Source organism: Shewanella psychropiezotolerans (assembly GCF_007197555.1).
In the GTDB taxonomy this organism is placed as follows: Bacteria; Pseudomonadota; Gammaproteobacteria; order Enterobacterales; family Shewanellaceae; genus Shewanella; species Shewanella psychropiezotolerans.
The window spans coordinates 3,473,676-3,491,405 of the sequence record NZ_CP041614.1 but is presented as its reverse complement, the minus strand read 5'-3'; the positions used below and the strand labels follow the sequence as shown (position 1 = coordinate 3,491,405).

At 44.5% G+C, this 17,730-nt stretch carries 12 protein-coding genes and 2 pseudogenes; 9 read left to right on the top strand and 5 right to left on the bottom strand.

Translation table 11 applies throughout. The features are described 5' to 3' along the window. The 4 genes and pseudogenes from FM037_RS15505 to cmoA form a co-directional block, all read right to left on the bottom strand. A pseudogene (locus FM037_RS15505) lies at nt 1-1,505 on the bottom strand (UUP1 family membrane protein). 11 nt (nt 1,506-1,516) lie between these two features. After that, nucleotides 1,517-2,260, bottom strand: coding sequence for an ATP-dependent zinc protease family protein (locus FM037_RS15500; protein ID WP_144046720.1), 744 nt, complete (start codon nt 2,258-2,260; stop codon nt 1,517-1,519). A 77-nt stretch (nt 2,261-2,337) separates the two neighbouring features. Next, nucleotides 2,338-3,329: pseudogene (gene cmoB, locus FM037_RS15495) on the bottom strand (tRNA 5-methoxyuridine(34)/uridine 5-oxyacetic acid(34) synthase CmoB). 66 nt (nt 3,330-3,395) lie between these two features. Continuing rightward, nucleotides 3,396-4,130, bottom strand: a complete 735-nt coding sequence (gene cmoA / locus FM037_RS15490; protein WP_144046719.1) for a carboxy-S-adenosyl-L-methionine synthase CmoA — start codon at nt 4,128-4,130, stop codon at nt 3,396-3,398. Between the two features lie 149 nt (nt 4,131-4,279). On the opposite strand from cmoA, the gene FM037_RS15485 reads away from it, so the two are divergent. The 6 genes from FM037_RS15485 (at nt 4,280) to ruvB (ending at nt 12,105) form a co-directional block, all read left to right on the top strand. Further along, the gene (locus FM037_RS15485; RefSeq protein WP_227992884.1) at nt 4,280-7,078 is read left to right on the top strand and encodes a transporter substrate-binding domain-containing protein; all 2,799 of its coding nucleotides are present in this window, start codon (nt 4,280-4,282) and stop codon (nt 7,076-7,078) included. Nucleotides 7,079-7,248: 170 nt separating this feature from the next. Continuing rightward, on the top strand, nt 7,249-9,036 hold the full coding sequence (gene aspS, locus FM037_RS15480) for an aspartate--tRNA ligase (RefSeq protein WP_144046718.1): 1,788 nt from the start codon (nt 7,249-7,251) through the stop codon (nt 9,034-9,036). A 124-nt stretch (nt 9,037-9,160) separates the two neighbouring features. Next, nucleotides 9,161-9,907 carry a YebC/PmpR family DNA-binding transcriptional regulator gene (locus FM037_RS15475; protein WP_144046717.1) on the top strand — a complete coding sequence of 249 codons (747 nt, stop codon included), beginning with the start codon at nt 9,161-9,163 and terminating at the stop codon, nt 9,905-9,907. 3 nt (nt 9,908-9,910) lie between these two features. Beyond that, on the top strand, nt 9,911-10,432 hold the full coding sequence (gene ruvC / locus FM037_RS15470; RefSeq protein ID WP_144046716.1) for a crossover junction endodeoxyribonuclease RuvC: 522 nt from the start codon (nt 9,911-9,913) through the stop codon (nt 10,430-10,432). Beyond that, nucleotides 10,429-11,046: a Holliday junction branch migration protein RuvA gene (gene ruvA, locus FM037_RS15465; protein ID WP_144046715.1), complete on the top strand. Its 618-nt coding sequence runs from the start codon at nt 10,429-10,431 to the stop codon at nt 11,044-11,046. The genes ruvC and ruvA overlap by 4 nt, the downstream gene beginning before the upstream one ends. Nucleotides 11,047-11,085: 39 nt before the next feature. Next, nucleotides 11,086-12,105, top strand: coding sequence for a Holliday junction branch migration DNA helicase RuvB (ruvB, locus tag FM037_RS15460; protein WP_144046714.1), 1,020 nt, complete (start codon nt 11,086-11,088; stop codon nt 12,103-12,105). Between the two features lie 47 nt (nt 12,106-12,152). On the opposite strand, the gene FM037_RS15455 is transcribed toward ruvB, so the two are convergent. After that, complete coding sequence (locus FM037_RS15455; RefSeq protein WP_185976833.1) at nt 12,153-12,680, bottom strand: hypothetical protein; 528 nt, start codon at nt 12,678-12,680, stop codon at nt 12,153-12,155. A 499-nt stretch (nt 12,681-13,179) separates the two neighbouring features. Between FM037_RS15455 and FM037_RS15450 the strand changes: the two genes are divergently transcribed. From FM037_RS15450 to FM037_RS15440, 3 genes are all read left to right on the top strand, one after another. Continuing rightward, complete coding sequence (locus tag FM037_RS15450) at nt 13,180-13,647, top strand: DUF4402 domain-containing protein (RefSeq protein ID WP_144046713.1); 468 nt, start codon at nt 13,180-13,182, stop codon at nt 13,645-13,647. 144 nt (nt 13,648-13,791) lie between these two features. Next, nucleotides 13,792-14,592, top strand: a complete 801-nt coding sequence (locus tag FM037_RS15445) for a fimbrial biogenesis chaperone (RefSeq protein ID WP_144046712.1) — start codon at nt 13,792-13,794, stop codon at nt 14,590-14,592. A gap of 78 nt (nt 14,593-14,670) precedes the next feature. Continuing rightward, on the top strand, nt 14,671-17,661 hold the full coding sequence (locus FM037_RS15440; protein WP_229380905.1) for a carboxypeptidase regulatory-like domain-containing protein: 2,991 nt from the start codon (nt 14,671-14,673) through the stop codon (nt 17,659-17,661). Nucleotides 17,662-17,730: the final 69 nt, after the last annotated feature.

Below are 17,730 nucleotides of genomic sequence, written 5' to 3'. Positions count from 1 at the left end.
TTATTCTCCAGTCAAGGGCTTAAAGCGTCTAAGTTCGAGCAAACGGTAACCGGTATATTGCCCCATAAGTAGCACGACAGCTAAGATAACTAAATGGATCCCCAAGAAATTAAATACCCAGTGCTGTATCCAAGGCGCGCTCATAGCCAAGTAAGCCAGAGTGGCGACAAACAGGCTACCACCACCTTGTAAAACCACTTCCTTAGGGCCTTCCTCTTCCCATAGAATAGACATTCTTTCTATGGTCCAGGCAAGAATGATCATAGGGAAAAAGGTGATGGTCAATCCTTCACTGAGGCCAAACTTATATGACAATAAGGTAAACACGCCTATGATACCGATAACCACTATGATCACCGCCGATATTCGGGAGATAAGCAGAAGGTTCAGTTGTGACAGATAGGAGCGGATCATCAGGCCACAAGCGACGATCAGTATGAAACCAACCAGACCTGTTAACAATGTCGTTTGAATGAATGCCAATGCAATCAAGACTGGCATAAAAGTGCCAGAAGTCTTAAGGCCTACAAGGACACGAAGAAACACCACCATTAACACGCCTATGGGGATTAATAAGATGCCTTTAAACAGGCTTTGTTCTTCCAGAGGCAGTTGATATAAGGAAAAATCGAGTGCGCCTTTATTGTTCATCACATCCAGAGAGGTGGCCAGTGCCGAACGGGTATCCTGAAGCATTGAAAAATTCACTTGGGAATTGATGCCACCGGTCACATCTAAGGTCGATTTACCCGATCTATCCCATAGAAGTAGGTTATCAGGGCGCCCTTGAGTGCCATCTTTAGGATTGAAAAGGTGCCACTCGCCATCATCATAGACTTCTACAAAGTTGGCTAGCTGTTGTCTGCGTCGTTGATCTTCAAGATTCAAGCCGCTGACTATTTGAGCCGGGATCCCTTTGCTATTGAGCATGTTTACAAAAAGCTTGCTAGGGGAGTTGCTACTCAAGAGTAATTCGATATTTTGACTGCGTTCTTCGGCGTTGAAGGCTTTATTGAGCTGCTGAGCGAATGAGAGGTTGGTTGCACTCTTGGCCCAGACTTCTTCGATGGCTTGCTCTGCTGCGACTTTCTCTGTCGCTGGCCAGATAAATGTATTGGCAACATCAGGGTACCCAGCGCTTTAATCGTGGTGATCCCTGTGGGGATAAGGGTGACTTTATAATAAAGATCTTGCCGGCCATTAGCCGAACGAATCGACCAGATTGCCCGTTTGTTTTGCGGGTCATCTGTGATCGTTAATCCAAAGCCGGGTGAGCTGGCATTCTCAACTAAGATTTCAAATGCCGGATCGTTTGGTAGTGAAAATGAGACTTCTGCGGGTTCTCCAGTGCCTTGGAAGCTGACTTTTGCCTCGACGGCCCAGCTTTGAACTTGCTTACCAGGTAAGAAAGGCACATTGTGTTCTATCCCACGAAAAACACTGCTCGCTATGCCTGCGATAAACAACAGTGCAACCAGTATGTAAAAGGGTTTCTTAGAATGCATTAACTCTATTCCTATTTATTTTCGGCTGAGTGAGCCAGTTTTTTTCCATGGATAAACGTTTGCCCCACATCGACGATGGCAATGTCTTGCATAAATTTACGCCCTAACAAGAGAGGGAAGTCGAGATGACTACGATCGACTAAGTTAAGATCGGTCTCAGCCTTGTATTTGCCAATCTGTAAATGTGCATGGATCACCGGACGGCGGTCACTTTTTTCATCGGCTTCTTGCTTGATACGCACAAAACGTTCTACTCTCGACTCGAACGTTTCTGCTGGGGCATCGCTGCCCTGAGTCAATACATCGAAACGCACCCATTGCTTGCCATCACGTTCGAACAGGATGATATTGCGGGCATCGAGAGAGGAGGATTCGGCTCCGGTGTCGATACGCGTCTTAAAACTCGCTTTAATCTCATCGATATAGACATTTTCTGTCGCGCCCAGTAGGAACTTGCCACCTAAGGGGGAGGGAGGACATTCCTGCGCAATTGGAGTGATGGCATCTTTTGGTTCAAGTTTTAGCTGAGCTATCTGAGTCTCGAGGGCTGTCAGTTGTGTCGATAACCCGGTATAACTTGCTACTTGTGCCTGAGTACTTTCATCTATAACAGCAACGAGATCGGCTTGTTGTTTCGCTAAGCTGGTTTCTAATGCTGCAGCATCAATCGGTTGTGGTAATTTTTCGGTTTGATTTGTCAACGCGCAACCTGCCAAGGTTGTAATTGCAGCGATACAGAATATCTGCTTTAACATAGTGCTTCCCATTACTATTGTGTTTAGTCCGGTGGATCATTTTCAAGCTTTACCGCTTGAGCTTATGTAAGCCTAGATTAAATTAAATCTTTATTAGGCTGGTTTTTTGTGGCGATAAACGTAGCACGCTTAGGCGCTGGGTAACCCTCTATCGTCAGATCGATATTGGTCGGATCCAGATAATCTACTAAAGATTCATTGGGCATCCAATCGGTACTTCTCTGCTCGGCTAACGAGGTCACATCGATGTCGACACATCTTACATTGATAAAGTCGGCTTTCTTAAGCCAAGCTTCTAAAGCGGCGGCTGAAGGCAGAAACCATACATTATTCATCTTGGCATATCTATCTTCAGGCACGAGAACGGTATTTTCATCACCATCTATGACTAATGTCTCTAAAACGAGTTCACCACCTGTTCGCAATTGATCTCTAAGTTGTAACAAATGATCGATTGGTGATCTGCGATGATAGAGTACTCCCATAGAAAAGACAGTGTCGAAAGCGTCTAAGGGGGGAGTTCCTCTATGCCTAGGGGCAATAAGTGAATAGGATGCTGTTCACCGGCCAATCTCTTGATTGCTTCGAATTGGCACAAGAAGAGGGTGGCAGGATCGATACCCACGACATGTTTAGCGCCTTCACCTAGCATGCGCCACATATGATAACCACTGCCACAGCCTACATCGAGTATGGTTCGATTATTTAAAGGCGATAGGTGAGGCAGCACGCGTTCCCACTTCCAGTCAGAGCGCCACTCAGTATCTATCTCTATGCCATGGACAGAGAAGGGGCCCTTGCGCCAAGGCTGAAAAATACGCAATAAGTTTTCGAGTTTCTCTTGTTCACCCGAGCTTAGTTGGCTACCAGATCCAATTGTGACACTCGTTTTTAGATCTAAGCTGTCGGGCGCCGGATAGTGGAGCTTATTGAGGACCTTTTCCCATTTAGGTAAGGTGCCGTGTTTATGCTCTCTCTGCCATTGACCCAATATTGCTGGCAATGTCTCTAACCAATGCTGCAGGCTTGAATCTGCGATCTGTTTGTAAAAGGAGCTGAAACTAATCACTTGCTTATCACCTTTTGAAGCTATTGAGTTGAAATTATATACGAAATCTGTCGTTATTCTTGGTTTCTAAGACTTAATGGCGACCATAGAGGCGAAATTGAAGCACTGAAACCATATATTGAAATGTTTGAAGCCCTGTTTTCTAAGTCTATGTTGGTGTTGTGACAAGGTATCTGGCTTCATCACATTTTCCAGAGAACTGCGTTTTTGACTTATTTCCAGTTCGCTATAACCATTGGCTCGCTTAAAGTCCAAGTGAAGATCATATAAGAGTGTTTGTATCGCATCATCTTTAAAATTTAATTTCTCTGAAAGAATCAGAATGCCACCCGGATTGAGTCCCTGATAGATCTTGCTCAACAGCTCGTCTCTGTCTGAAGGGGCCAGAAACTGCATGGTGAAGTTAAGAACCACCATGGAGGCATTTTCTATCTTGATATCTCTGATGTCACCGCAGACTAAATCCACAGGCGTGCCACTCACGTAAGCCGTTAAGTTCTCACGACAGCGTTCAATCATAGACTGGCTATTGTCGACGGCGATAATATGACAATTACGGTTATCTATCTGACGTCTGATACTTAAAGTAGCGGCCCCAAGCGAGCAACCTAGGTCATAGATATTGCTATCGGGAGTGGCGAATTTTTGTGCGAAAGCGCCTAAGGAATTAATAATTTGGCCATAGCCTGGTACAGAACGCTTGATCATGTCGTTGAACACGCCCGCCACTTTTTCATCAAACTGAAAGTCGCTTACGTTTTCGCATGCTTGAGCATAGATATTATCTTGAGATGATGTCATTAGATTTTAGTGTGTAAATTCAACCTTTCATTCTATCGAAATAACACCATATGCGGCAAGCCTAGTACTGGATATTTCTCGTAAAGTTTTGTCTAATAGCGAATGTATAACAAGATTTTTACACTCGCTTAGCTTTTTGGATATGACATTTGAAATATTTTACCTTAGTTTTTGTCGTTTGTTTTCTGGTTTTATCTTCGGCTTCCCTTTGGGCAGATGAAGCTAAACCGCTTATTTTAGTGATGGGAGAAGACAGTTATCCATACCAGTTTGTCGATGAGCAAGGCGAGCCTAGTGGTGTTCTGGTGGATATGTGGAAGGAGTGGTCCAAACAAACGGCAACGCCTGTCATGTTCGTTTCTCGTCATTGGACCGATGCATTAGATCAACTAGCTGATGGTGATGCTGACCTGCATATAGGTATGGCTGTGACTCAGAGTCGCAGCGACAAGTTTGTCTTTGCTCAAGCGCTCACTCATGTCAGTACTTATCTCTATCTGCATCAAGATTTGCCTCAGAGATTGACGTTTGAGGCGTTAGGGCCTTATCAGGTTGGCATAGTCTCAGGGTCTTCACATGAGACTGAACTGCTTAAGCTGAGCTCGAAGATGAGGTTTAAGCGTTATAAGAACAGGCATGAACTGCTCGAAGGCGTGTTACGTGGAGAGGTAAAAGTCTTCGCGGGAATGCAGGGGTATCTCAGAGATAAAAAGATCAACAAACAGATCATCAGTTTATTCCCCCTCTCTCGCCGAATATTAATTAAACAAGTTCCAATGAGGCCTGCACTGAATAAGTCAGATACCAAGTTATTGCGGCAAGTTAATGCCGGGTTTGCCGCTATCGATAAGGGACGCTTCGATGCTATCGAAGAACATTGGATTGGCATAAAACGTCAACAGAACGGATTAACTATAGCGACGACGATAAATCTTGAGCCATTCATATCCCTTGGAGGAGATGGTATGCCTCATGGACTGTATGTCGATATCTGGAATCTCTGGTCTGAGAAAACCGGGATCCCTATCTCCTTTGTCACATCTGAAATTAATCAATCTCTGGATCGCGTTAAATCAGGTAAGGCAGATGTGCATATTGGATACCCTGAGAGTGATAAATTTAAAACTGGACTATTGAGGAGTCAGCTGCTTTATCGGGTGAAAAGCAGGCTGCATAACTACGGGAAGCCCATAGACTCGCTACAGAGTCTGCAAGGAAGCCGAGTCGGCGCCGTGCCTACGGCGCCATATCTTGCAGCACTCAAGCAAGCACTGCCCAATGTCGAACTTAAATTATATGATTCAGTGACGGCCATGATTCAAGCGGCGAGAGAGGGTCATATTGGTAGTTTTGTTGCCTCTTCCTCCTGGACACATCATTACTTAGTGTTACAGGACGCATGGTCAGAGTTTTATCCTTTTCCTGAGCTGGAGTTTGTCACCGACATTTTTGTGTTAACTCATCCCCATAATGTCGGTTTATCGAACAGAATAAAGACGGGCTTTGAACTAATAGAAACGCATGAACTGGCCGAGATTGAGCGGAAATGGATCTTGAACAGTCAGGACCGCATCTTTGATTCTCGCCTTGAAACCTTACAATTATCGGGTGAAGAGCAGGAGTATCTAAAAGCATTAAAGTCGGTAAAAGTGGGATATCTCAAAGACTGGAAGCCGATGGAGTTTATCGGTGGAGATGACATATTTTCCGGGATCAACCGAGATGTAATCGATGTGATCACCAAGCAGCTTGGCGTCAGCGTCGAACCTGTTGCCTTTGATGAGTGGCAATCTCTTATCAAAGCACTTACTGAAGGGGAGGTCGATATCGCGGGAAGTGTTGCAGAAAATGCCGAAAGGAGAAAGAGCCTCTTATTTAGCGACCCCTATTGGCCTTCTCCATGGTCTCTGGCGACACCTCTCGAAAGAGAGGCCATCTTCAATGTACAACAACTTGCGGGTCAAAGGTTAGCGATAGTCGAGGGCTATCAACTCGTTAATCAATTGATGGGGGGCGATTATGGCATTGAGTTAGTGTTAGTCACCGATCCCCATAGTGGATTGACTGCGGTGAAGGACGGCAAGGCCGATGCGTTTGTCGATAAGGCGATAAATTTGGCATCAACACTTAAGCATGGTGACTATGCTCAGTTGAAAATGTCTGTGCTGGCCGATTTTTCCGAGCAACATAGTCATTTCGGTGTTCATCCATCATTGGCACAATTTGTTCCGCTAATGAATTTAGCCATCAAGAATCTGGATCAGGCCAAGCGGCAAGCTATCTATCAGCATTGGATTCAACCTGTGGCTGTCCCCTCTCGAGAGTCTGACACCATTAAATGGTGTGTGAGCGTTATTCTTATCTTATTGATACTGATTGCGATCATCTTAATGTGTAGATTATTACTCGCAAAAGAGCGGCTGAAACGAACTCAACTTGAGAGTCAATTGAGTAAGATGACCAATTATGATCAGATGACAGGGTTTGCTAATCGCAGTCTGTTAGATGACAGATTGAAGCAGGCGGTGTTATTACACAGTCGAGAGCAGGCCACATTCGGCGTGCTTTTTATCGACATTGGAGGACTGAAACCCGTCAATAAAGAGATGGGTCATGATGTCGGTGATAAGTTACTCAAATTAGTGGCCGAAGAGATGAGCACTTGTATACGCCGCTCCGATACCTTAGCGCGATTTGGCAGCAATGAATTTGTCGTGGTATTGAATAAAACCAAAGATCTTGATCTCGTCTGTCAGGTCGCAGATACGATTATCATTAATTTATCGAAATCTTTTGATTGTGAGGACACTAAATTGAATGTTAGGGCGAGTATTGGCATTGCAATGTTTCCGGCAGACGGCGACAATGTGGTGGAGTTACTCAAGTCTGCCGATAAATTAATGTATAGAGCGAAACAAAGTGGTGGCAATTGCTACAAATCATCATGATAATGATTTTCACTCGAGATGAAATCGCAGATTTTAGCAAAATATGATTAATCCTTAGCCGACTAGAGGCTAAGTGGTTTTGTAAGCGGCAATATTTTACTATAATGCCGCTTTTGTGTTGATTAGAATATTCCTCAGCCTTAGGTTTGCGGATTAAAGGAAAGAGTTAGATGCGCAGTCAATATTGTGGAGACGTTAACAAGTCTCACGTTGGACAAGAAGTGACCCTAGTGGGTTGGGTAAATCGTAGCCGTGACCTTGGTGGAGTGGTTTTTCTCGACTTAAGAGACAGAGAAGGGATCGTACAGGTTGTTTATGATCCGGATTTACCTGAAGTGTTCGACGTTGCCAGTAGCCTGCGCAGTGAGTTCTGTGTCCAAATAAAAGGGTTAGTCCGTGCTCGTCCCGATAGTCAGATCAATGATCAGATGCGTACCGGTGAGATTGAGATCTTGGGCAAAGGGCTAACTATTCTAAACAGCTCAGCACCTCTGCCAATCAACATGGATAAGAATCAACACAACACGGAAGAGCAGCGACTTAAATATCGTTACCTTGATCTTCGTCGTCCAGAGATGGCCGAGCGTATTGTTTTTCGCGCTAAAGTCACTAGCGCCGTGCGTCGTTTCCTCGATGGGAATGGTTTCCTCGATATCGAAACACCGATATTGACCAAGGCTACGCCAGAAGGTGCACGAGATTATTTAGTGCCTAGCCGTACTTATAAGGGGCAATTCTTCGCGCTGCCTCAGTCTCCACAGCTATTTAAGCAGTTACTCATGATGTCGGGTTTCGATCGCTACTATCAAATCGTTAAGTGTTTCCGTGATGAAGACTTACGTGCCGATCGTCAGCCTGAATTCACCCAAATCGATATCGAAACCTCGTTTATGTCTTCTGCGCAGGTTATGGATAAAACCGAAGAGATGATGCGTGGTCTCTTCAAAGAGCTACTCAATGTTGATCTTGGTGAGTTTCCTAAGATGACCTTTGCCGAAGCCATGCGTCGTTTCGGCTCCGATAAGCCTGATCTTCGTAATCCGCTGGAACTTATCGATGTTGCCGATCTTCTTACCGATGTCGATTTTAAGGTGTTCCAGGGACCAGCCACGGATCCAGAGGGTCGTGTGGCGGTACTTTGTGTGCCAGGCGGTGCCAAGTTATCTCGTAAGCAATTAGACCAATATGCTAAGTATGTCACCATCTATGGCGCTAAAGGCTTAGCATGGATGAAGGTCAACGAGCTGGATAAAGGGCTCGAGGGCATTCAATCTCCGGTACTTAAGTTCCTTAGTGAAGATGTCGTTAAGTCACTGCTTGAGCGCACTAAGGCTAAGTCTGGCGATTTGATTTTATTTGGTGCAGATAAAGCGAACATCGTTGCCGAAGCTATGGGCGCATTGCGCATAAAAGCGGGTGAAGACTTCGATCTGCTAGAGGGCGATTGGAAACCACTATGGGTGGTCGATTTCCCTATGTTCGAGCCTACTTCGGACGGGGGCTTGCATGCCATGCATCATCCATTTACCGCGCCGAGCGGTATGACGCCGGAGCAACTCGAAGCCGATCCGACTTCCGCTATCTCAGATGCCTATGATATGGTGTTAAATGGCTGTGAGCTTGGCGGTGGTTCAGTGCGTATTCATAACAGTGAGATGCAAACGGCTGTGTTCCGTATTCTGGGTATCGAAGAGGAAGAGGCCAACGAGAAGTTTGGCTTCCTGCTAGAAGCATTGCGTTACGGTACACCACCTCATGCCGGTTTGGCTTTCGGTTTAGATAGAATCATCATGTTGATGACGGGGGCTTCCTCTATTCGTGATGTGATGGCATTCCCTAAAACCACTACTGCGGCTTGTCCTCTGACCAATGCACCTGGGTTTGCTAATCCTGAACAACTCCTTGAGTTAGGCATCAGCGTCATCGAGAACGAAGAAGAAAAAGAAACATCTGAGTAATCAAAAATCGGCCGGGGGAAACTCGGCTTTTTTATTGCCAATCTGACTCAAGTCTCATTTAGCGTTTACTTCTTTAACTTCTTCATCCGGTAATTTATTCTCTTCGAAATCAAGGAGCATTCACATGGCAGGTCACAGTAAATGGGACAACATCAAGCATCGTAAGGCGGCGCAAGATGCCAAGCGAGGTAAGCTTTTTACCAAGTTTATTCGTGAGTTAACCGTCGCTGCCCGTGAAGGTGGCTCAGATGCCGATTCTAACCCCAGATTACGCGCTGCTATCGATAAGTCACTGTCTAATAATATGACTCGCGATACTATCGAACGCGCCGTTAAGCGCGGAGCTGGGGAGCTTGATGGTCAGGTATTAGAGACCATCATGTATGAAGGTTATGGACCCGGTGGCACGGCTGTCATGGTCGAAACCATGACAGACAATAAGAATCGCACCGTATCGGGTGTGCGTAATGCATTCAGCAAATCCGGCGGTAACTTAGGGACAGATGGCTCGGTCTCATATCTGTTCGATAAGAAAGGTATCATCTCTTATGCTGAAGGAACTGATGAAGATATTGTCATGGATGCGGCTTTAGAAGCGGGCGCCGATGATGTGGTCAGCCATGAAGATGGCGCCATCGATGTCTTTACTAGCCCGGAAGATTTTGGCGCAGTCAAAGATGCCTTGGATGCTGTGGGTCTAGAATCTGTCAACGCAGAGGTGACTATGGTGCCCTCGACAAAAGCCTCTCTCGATGCCAGCACTGCGGCTAAGTTTCTGCGCTTAATTGATAATCTTGAAGATCATGATGATGTGCAAGAGGTGTATCATAACGCTGAGATCTCAGATGAAGTGATGGAGACACTAGAATAACCTATGTCAATAATTCTCGGGATCGATCCTGGCTCACGGATCACAGGCTATGGGGTGATCAAACGTAACGGTCGGCACCCTATCTACTTGGGAAGCGGCTGTATTCGTACCAATTCAGAAGATTTTTCCTATCGCCTTAAACAAATTTTTGATGGTATCTCCGAAATAATACGCCAGTACCAGCCGACTGAATTTGCCATAGAGCGTGTTTTTATGGCTAAAAATGCTGACTCGGCGCTTAAGTTAGGCCAAGCCAGAGGTGCTGCCATCGTTGCCGCGACCAATGCCGATCTCCCCGTTGGCGAATATTCGGCGACGCAGATAAAAAGTGCCGTGGTAGGCACAGGTAAGGCGCAGAAATCACAAGTTCAGCACATGGTACAGCAAATACTTAAACTATCGGCTTCACCACAAGCCGATGCCGCCGATGCATTGGGCGTCGCCATTTGCCATTTTCATACTAGTCAAAGTCTGTTGGCTTTAGGCGGAGTGGCAAGCAAAAGAACATATGGACGTTATAGATGATAGGTCGATTACGAGGCTTGCTCCTTGAGAAGCAAGCCCCCGAGATTTTGATAGAAGTGAGTGGCTTAGGTTACGAAGTCCAGATGCCCCTCACCAGTTTCTATGAACTCCCTGAGCTCAATAAAGAAGCGATAGTCTACACCCACTTTGTGGTACGTGAAGATGCTCAACTTCTCTATGGATTTATGACTAAGCAGGAGCGGGCTCTGTTTCGTTTGTTGATTAAAACCAATGGTGTCGGGCCAAAGCTGGCATTAACTATCTTGTCTGGTATGACATCGGCCGAGTTTGTTGCCTGTGTCGAACGGGACGATATTGCCACCTTAGTCAAATTACCGGGCGTCGGGAAGAAGACGGCCGAGCGGCTACTGGTAGAGATGCGTGATAAGCTCAAGAGCCTGATGGAAGCCTCGGCGGGCTCCGAGCGGGAATTTATGCTTAAGAGCAACTATACGCCGGCAAAGATAGTCAATACCGCCGAAGAGGATGCAATTGCTGCCCTGTTGGCCTTAGGCTATAAACCTGCACAGGCCAGTAAGTCTGTATCAGCAGCCTATAAGGACGGAATGAGTTCTCAAGAACTGATAAAATCTTCACTCAAGTCGATGCTGTAGTAATAATGCCTGTATAAGATGTAATTTAAAGAGAGATAAATGATAGAAGCCGATCGTATAATTCATGCAGAGCCTCAAGGTGTTGAGGTGTATGAAGAGCAGATAGATAGAGCCATGCGTCCTAAATTACTCGACGAGTACACGGGACAGGATGCGACTCGCGCTCAACTCAAGGTGTTTATTCAGGCGGCGCAGAATCGCGGTGAAGCACTGGATCATATGCTCATCTATGGCCCGCCAGGTTTAGGTAAAACGACCTTGGCTCTCATCGTTGCCAATGAGATGGGCGTTAATATCAAGTCGACCTCGGGTCCTGTGCTCGAAAAAGCGGGTGATTTAGCGGCGCTTCTGACCAACCTTGAATCTGGTGACGTGCTATTTATCGATGAGATCCATAGGCTCAGTCCTGTAGTTGAAGAGATCCTTTATCCTGCGATGGAAGACTATCAGCTGGATATCATGATAGGTGAGGGGCCAGCGGCTCGGTCGATTAAACTCGATTTACCACCATTTACCCTGATTGGTGCAACGACACGGGCGGGAGCGTTAACGTCCCCCTTACGGGCGAGATTTGGTATTCCCCTGAGGCTCGAGTTTTATAATGTTAAAGATCTCAGCACCATAGTGACTCGCTCGGCCAAAGTACTCGACCTCCCTATCGACGATGAAGGTTCACTGGAAATTGCGAGACGCTCTCGCGGGACGCCTCGTATCGCTAACCGTTTATTGAGACGTGTCAGAGATTACGCTGAGGTTAAACATGACGGTGAGATCAATAAGCGAGTTGCCGATCTCGCCTTAGATATGCTGGATGTTGATGTCGAAGGTTTCGATTATATGGACAGAAAACTCTTGCTGGCGATCATAGATAAATTCATGGGCGGTCCGGTTGGCCTAGATAATTTGGCCGCTGCTATTGGTGAGGAGCGGGAAACCATAGAGGATGTGCTGGAGCCTTTTCTTATTCAACAAGGCTTTATTCAGAGAACACCCCGTGGACGCATTGCCACTCAACGTGCCTATCAGCACTTTAATATGATTCAGCCAGAGAAAAACTAACTCTTGAGCTTGTCCCCGCTAGGTATATCGGAGGGTGATGATGCTTATCATTGTTCTTCGATAGTTAAGGTGTATTGCGGGTATTTTTGTCCCGCAGTACTATTTTTCCCCGCCACCACTTTTGCACCTATGTCTACATACTCGCCGTTGAGCCCAGGATTGTCTAAATCAGCCACAGGCAAGCCCTTATAGGTCTTATTTTTGTATCTCACTCTGAGGGTTTTTAAATTGATCTTAGTTTCATTTGCGAGTTGAAAAAAATTAATTATGATAGGTGAATTCGTATCTGAGGTCACCAGATAGCGTCCTTGGTGGTAATCATTATCAAGCAGAGTCGCATTGGTAGAATTGCCTAATCTCCCTTTCCAATTGACCGTTACCGTAGTACTCCTAGTCAGATTTTTAATCACAGAAGGGTACTTCAACGCTTGTATTTGTGTGATGGTGATGGTTGCACGTGCCGGTAAAGATAGCAAAATAAGCCCTATCATCGCTATATTCTTCATTAGCTGAATAGATGTGTTTGTTAAATGACCACCTAAGTGTGTTTTTAATCGCTGTTTGATGTTGGGCATTACTAAATCTCTTAATTTATTCAGCTATTGATGAGGCTGCTTTAGCGAAGAGTCATTGTTACTCGGTGTAACTTATATTTTAAATTATAAATAAAGTCATAATTTAGTTAGTTAGATATAAGTTATATCAAAAATCTCACCTAGGTTTCTTTCAATCCACGAAGCGTTAATTTTTACATTTCTAATTATAGGTAAGTCGTTTTTGATTACTGAGAGTCTATTCTTATACTGATTAACATACAAAAAGTAAGTGAATATATTCATTTTAATCAATATGTTAATCCATGATTTTTGCATGGTTAATTGTGTGTGTCAAATGTAAATAAAGTGTTGCTAAATATTTCAGTTTTGATAACCTAATAACAAGGCACTACCAAAGTGCCTTTTAAACATCGACTTATGTTAATCATGGAAGAAGTAAAGTAGAAAAATAGAGCACAAAGGATATTCATTAGCATAAGAGAACAAAATAACTAGAAGAACACTTTGGAAAGCCATTATGAAGAATGAATTACTCCTATCGACCCTGATCGCCTCAACATTGCTACTGTCTAGCCAAGCTGGCGCCACTCAAACAACTGGCACTGCTAATTTTAACTTGGTTTACCCAATCACAGTGACAGAAGCCACTGCAATGGAATTTGGTGATATTGACATATCCATCGATGGAACCTGTGCCCTGGATTATGCCAACGCCACAACGGGTGCTAACTGTATCGCTGGCGGTGCAACTGCGGCCTCTGGTGATTTCATCATTACAGCGGCAAACGGAATCGTGAACATTACGCTTTCTGGAGCCGATACTTCGGTAGCGGGTGTGACTTTTACGCCTACGATTGCTAGTTCAACGGTGACAGTTGCTGCTAACACGGCAAGCTTAAAAGTTGGCGGTACACTTGCAGTCGTTGCAGCGTCTGCTAGTGCTGGTGCACATGCTTTAAGCTATACGGTAGATGTGATCTATTAAGATTGACTGCCCTTATTCAAAGTATCCAGATTGTGGTCTTTACTCTGGGTAGGGATAAGGGCGCAGTTTTGCTCGTAGTAAGCTAACCAAAAATAAGCTTGAATCACTGCATAAGTGTTTCATATAATTTAGCTGGGCGATGTTATGAATAAATATTTAATAGGCTGCATTGCAGCCTTATTTTGCAGTTTTAATCTAGATGCAAATCTACTGGTTACACCAACCCGTGCAGAATTGGATGATACTAGTCAGCGAAGTAGTGTATTTTCCCTGGTAAATAAAGGCTCGAGTACGGCTCGCTACAACATCTATTTTGAGGATAAGGTGCAATTGGCCGAAGGTGGTTATCGTTCGATTGTCGATGATAAAGCCGTATTATCTCAGTATGTTCGATATTCACCAAGACGAGTGACCCTAGAACCAGAGCAGGGGACTCGTGTTAGGATGGCGGTTAGATTGCCTAAAAATACCCCAGTCGCCGAGTATCGTAGCTACATCGTTTTTCATCAAATCCCGCTCACCCCCGTCATTGCAAGTAAAGCCAGTAATGATAACGCTGATACCTTTAGCCTTTCGGTTACAGCTTATATGCGGATCTCAATTCCTGTCATCTTAAGAGTCGGCGAGCTCAATGGGGAGGTGATGATAGATGAAGTGACTGATGAGAAAGCTCAAACTAGCCTTAATGTCACTCTCATTCGTCAGGGACAACGCAGTACCTATGGGGATATTGAATTATTTGTCGAAAATATCACAGAGGGGCTGGTTCATCTCGAAAGTGTGGGAAGTGTAAAAAATGCGGCTATCTACACTGAACTTAGTAAGAGAAGTTTCCTGGTAACCTTATCCAGAGAGCTTAAGGAGGGCACTGAAGTTATCGTTCGCTATACGGAAAGTAAGACTCTTAAGGATGCACAAATCGTCGAAAAACGTATCGTTATATAGTGACGATAAATACGCCTCGATATGAATCCGTCAAGCCGAACAGATCATAAACTGAAAAAACATGGTTTTTTATGGTCGATGTTTTTTTTGTTTTCCATCTTGCTATTGCTTGGTTATCTGTTGTGTATCAAGCTTACATTCAGCCTTGTGGATGATGTAACTAGTCACAAACTTTCCTTCGATGAAGCGCCGAGCAGTATAACCTCGAATAGAACAGAGGAAATTGTAGCAGGCGAGAATCAATTATATCCTAATGATTATCGTCCAGACACAAGCGCTTCTGTTAACGGCAGTGAATCAGAGTTAAATATTGCTGAAAAGCTCACGTTCAGCCAATCCCAAGTTATCCCAGTAGAGTCCGTTCAGGTTTATCCTCAAAACCTGTCTAAAAAACAGCCAAGATATAACAGTGAGGAACAAGCGACTCAAACCAGAGTTATTCAGGGTGAAGTCATTGTTAAATCAGTCCCTAGTCAAAAAAGTGTTATTGATAAGAGTAACAGACATGTAGAACAGGCAGAAATACAAGATACTTTGCGCTTGGCTAAGCAGCAGTCGATATCGACTTGGGCTGGTAACTCGATAAGCTGTGGTCAGCCTCTGTCGATTCCATACCAGGAATCTTTAGCCTCGCAAGATCTCTTCATTATCAGTCAGCTTAAATATGGCAAGTTGATCATGAGTGATGAGTTGTTTGCTTATCAAGAGGAGGGCAAACAGTACCTTCCTATGCAACTTCTCGCCGAATTACTCATGCTCCCCGTTCAATTCGATGCTGATACAAGAAGCCTTAGTGGTTGGTATCTATCTCCCGAGAAAACTATCGATGTAAGTAACAACTTGATGATGTTTTGGGGGAATGGCAATGACTGCAGTATAAAAAATACCAGAGTGTTTTATGACGACTGGGATCTCTATGTAGAGAGCAGAGTCATCGAGCAGATGTTTGGACTAAAAATAGTATTTGAGCCCTCAAGACAAGGTTTCTCTATCCTTGAATCTGCCACTATCCCTCTTTCACAGCTACAAGAGAGAAAGAGAAGATATGAGCTTTTTACCGCACAGCAGGAACAAAATAATAAGTTAAAGATTAAAGAGATCAAAAGAGAAGATGCCATGATAGGGGATCTTGCCATGAGCTTGGATCTCGGTATTGTTTCCCAACAGAAACTCGATATTAAAAAGTCACAGGTTGAAGGGTTTATTCAAGCCCGAACCGATATCGGCGGGCATAATGTCTATGTCGGTTATTCCTGGTCTGAAACTGATGAAGTGATCAATGCCTATATAGAGAAGACGTTAGCCGATTCTTGGGTTAAACATTATCGTATTGGTAGCATAGAGTCTCATTCTATGCCGCTGATATCTGAATCAAGCGCAGGAGTCGGTGTTAGAGTCACTGCTGGTGAAGGCTTTACCGACGATTTTCGTTATATCACGGTCGAGGGAGAGGTCGAGCCTGATTGGGATGTCGAGCTTTACCGAAACAATAGTTTGATTTCAATACAGAGAGTCGGTTCAAATGCCAATTATCGATTTACTCAGGTTCCTTACTATATGGGTCTCAATCAATATCAATTACGATTCTTCGGCCCTAATGGTGAGACGAGAACCGAATCTTTTAGCAAGATGTTGGATAGTTCAGTATTAGACAAGGGAAGCTTAGGTTTTAGTTACGGATCCATGCTGAGAGAGCAAGATGACCTGCAGCAACATTACTTAAATGTAAATTGGGCCGTAACTGATCGCCTTACGACAGGCGTCTCGATTGTTAAACAGGAGATTGCAGAAGATGACTGGTTAACAATTCCTAAAGTCAGTATTAATTTTTTAGGAGGAAAAAATCTTCTCCAGCTTAATTATGCCGATACTGGTGATGGCTTTGCCACTGGAGTCATTGTTCAGGGAAGTGGCGGAGACATTGACTGGTTAGCTGATTGGGAGTTCTTCGATGACTTTTCGAGTTGGGAAAACCTGGATGACAGGCTCAAGCAACAGGCACAGCTAAATTTAAACGGCAGCTTTGCGATGTCAGATCTTAGTTGGTCATTATCCGGTAACTGGAAAGAACATACGTTGGGCAGTGATTTTCTGCAATTTAATGCCATGCTCTCGGGTCAATATCATCGGCTTTCCTATAGCAATGAGCTCAGATGGCAATCCTCTCTCTATGAAAACAGGATCTATAATCGAATTGCGGCTTCGGGACGAGTACATGATTGGTATTTAAGAAGCTATCTCGACCTGGCTGTCGCTCCAGAACTCGAAGTCAATCAGTGGGTCTTAAATGCAAATTCATCGATAAGTGAAAGGCTTAATTACCAGGTAGAATTGAACTATCACCCACAAAATGATGATCCTTTTAGCGTACGTAACTCTATTGCCTATCTATTTGATCATAGTGCATTACGTTTGGTCATAGACAATCATTCTGATGGTGACTGGTTTGCGCAATTAAGGTGGAATAGCTCACTTCTATGGCAGCCGGAAACTAACCTTTGGCTATTAGATAGACTAAGCCATCTCAACACTGGCGCCGTTAAAATCATCGCATTTCAGGATGATAATGCTGATGGTGTGTTTGATGATAACGAACTCGCCGTAAGTGGTTTGAGCTTTTCAGGCCATAGTCAGTCAGACAATACTACAGATCACAAAGGTGAGTTGCTGATAACTCATCTACAAACGACAAGGCCCCAGCGCCTGTTACTCAAAGAGTCGAGCCTCTCGGATCCTTTTCTTGTGCCCTCGACGATAGCTATCACTGTGAATCCACATCCTGGTAATATTCAAGAGATCTTGTATCCCGTCTTATACACTGCAGAGCTCGAGGGTAACGTGGTGAGCCGAGTGGGTAGCAAGCTCCTACCTGCGATGGGCATGTTAGTCACACTAAGAAACGAAGCACTGAATCTCGAATACAAGACCAGAGTTGAATATGATGGTGTCTTTATATTTGATCGTGTGATATCGGGCCGATATCAAATCTTTATCGAAGATAAGCTAACGCTTGAGCTGATTCTGAAACCTGGTGATTATCTTGAGTTAGAGAAAATAACACTAGATTAGTAACCATTGGCATACTATCTAAGTGCTTGACAGAACAAGATGGTTTTTTTGAGCTGTTTCACAGCGGTA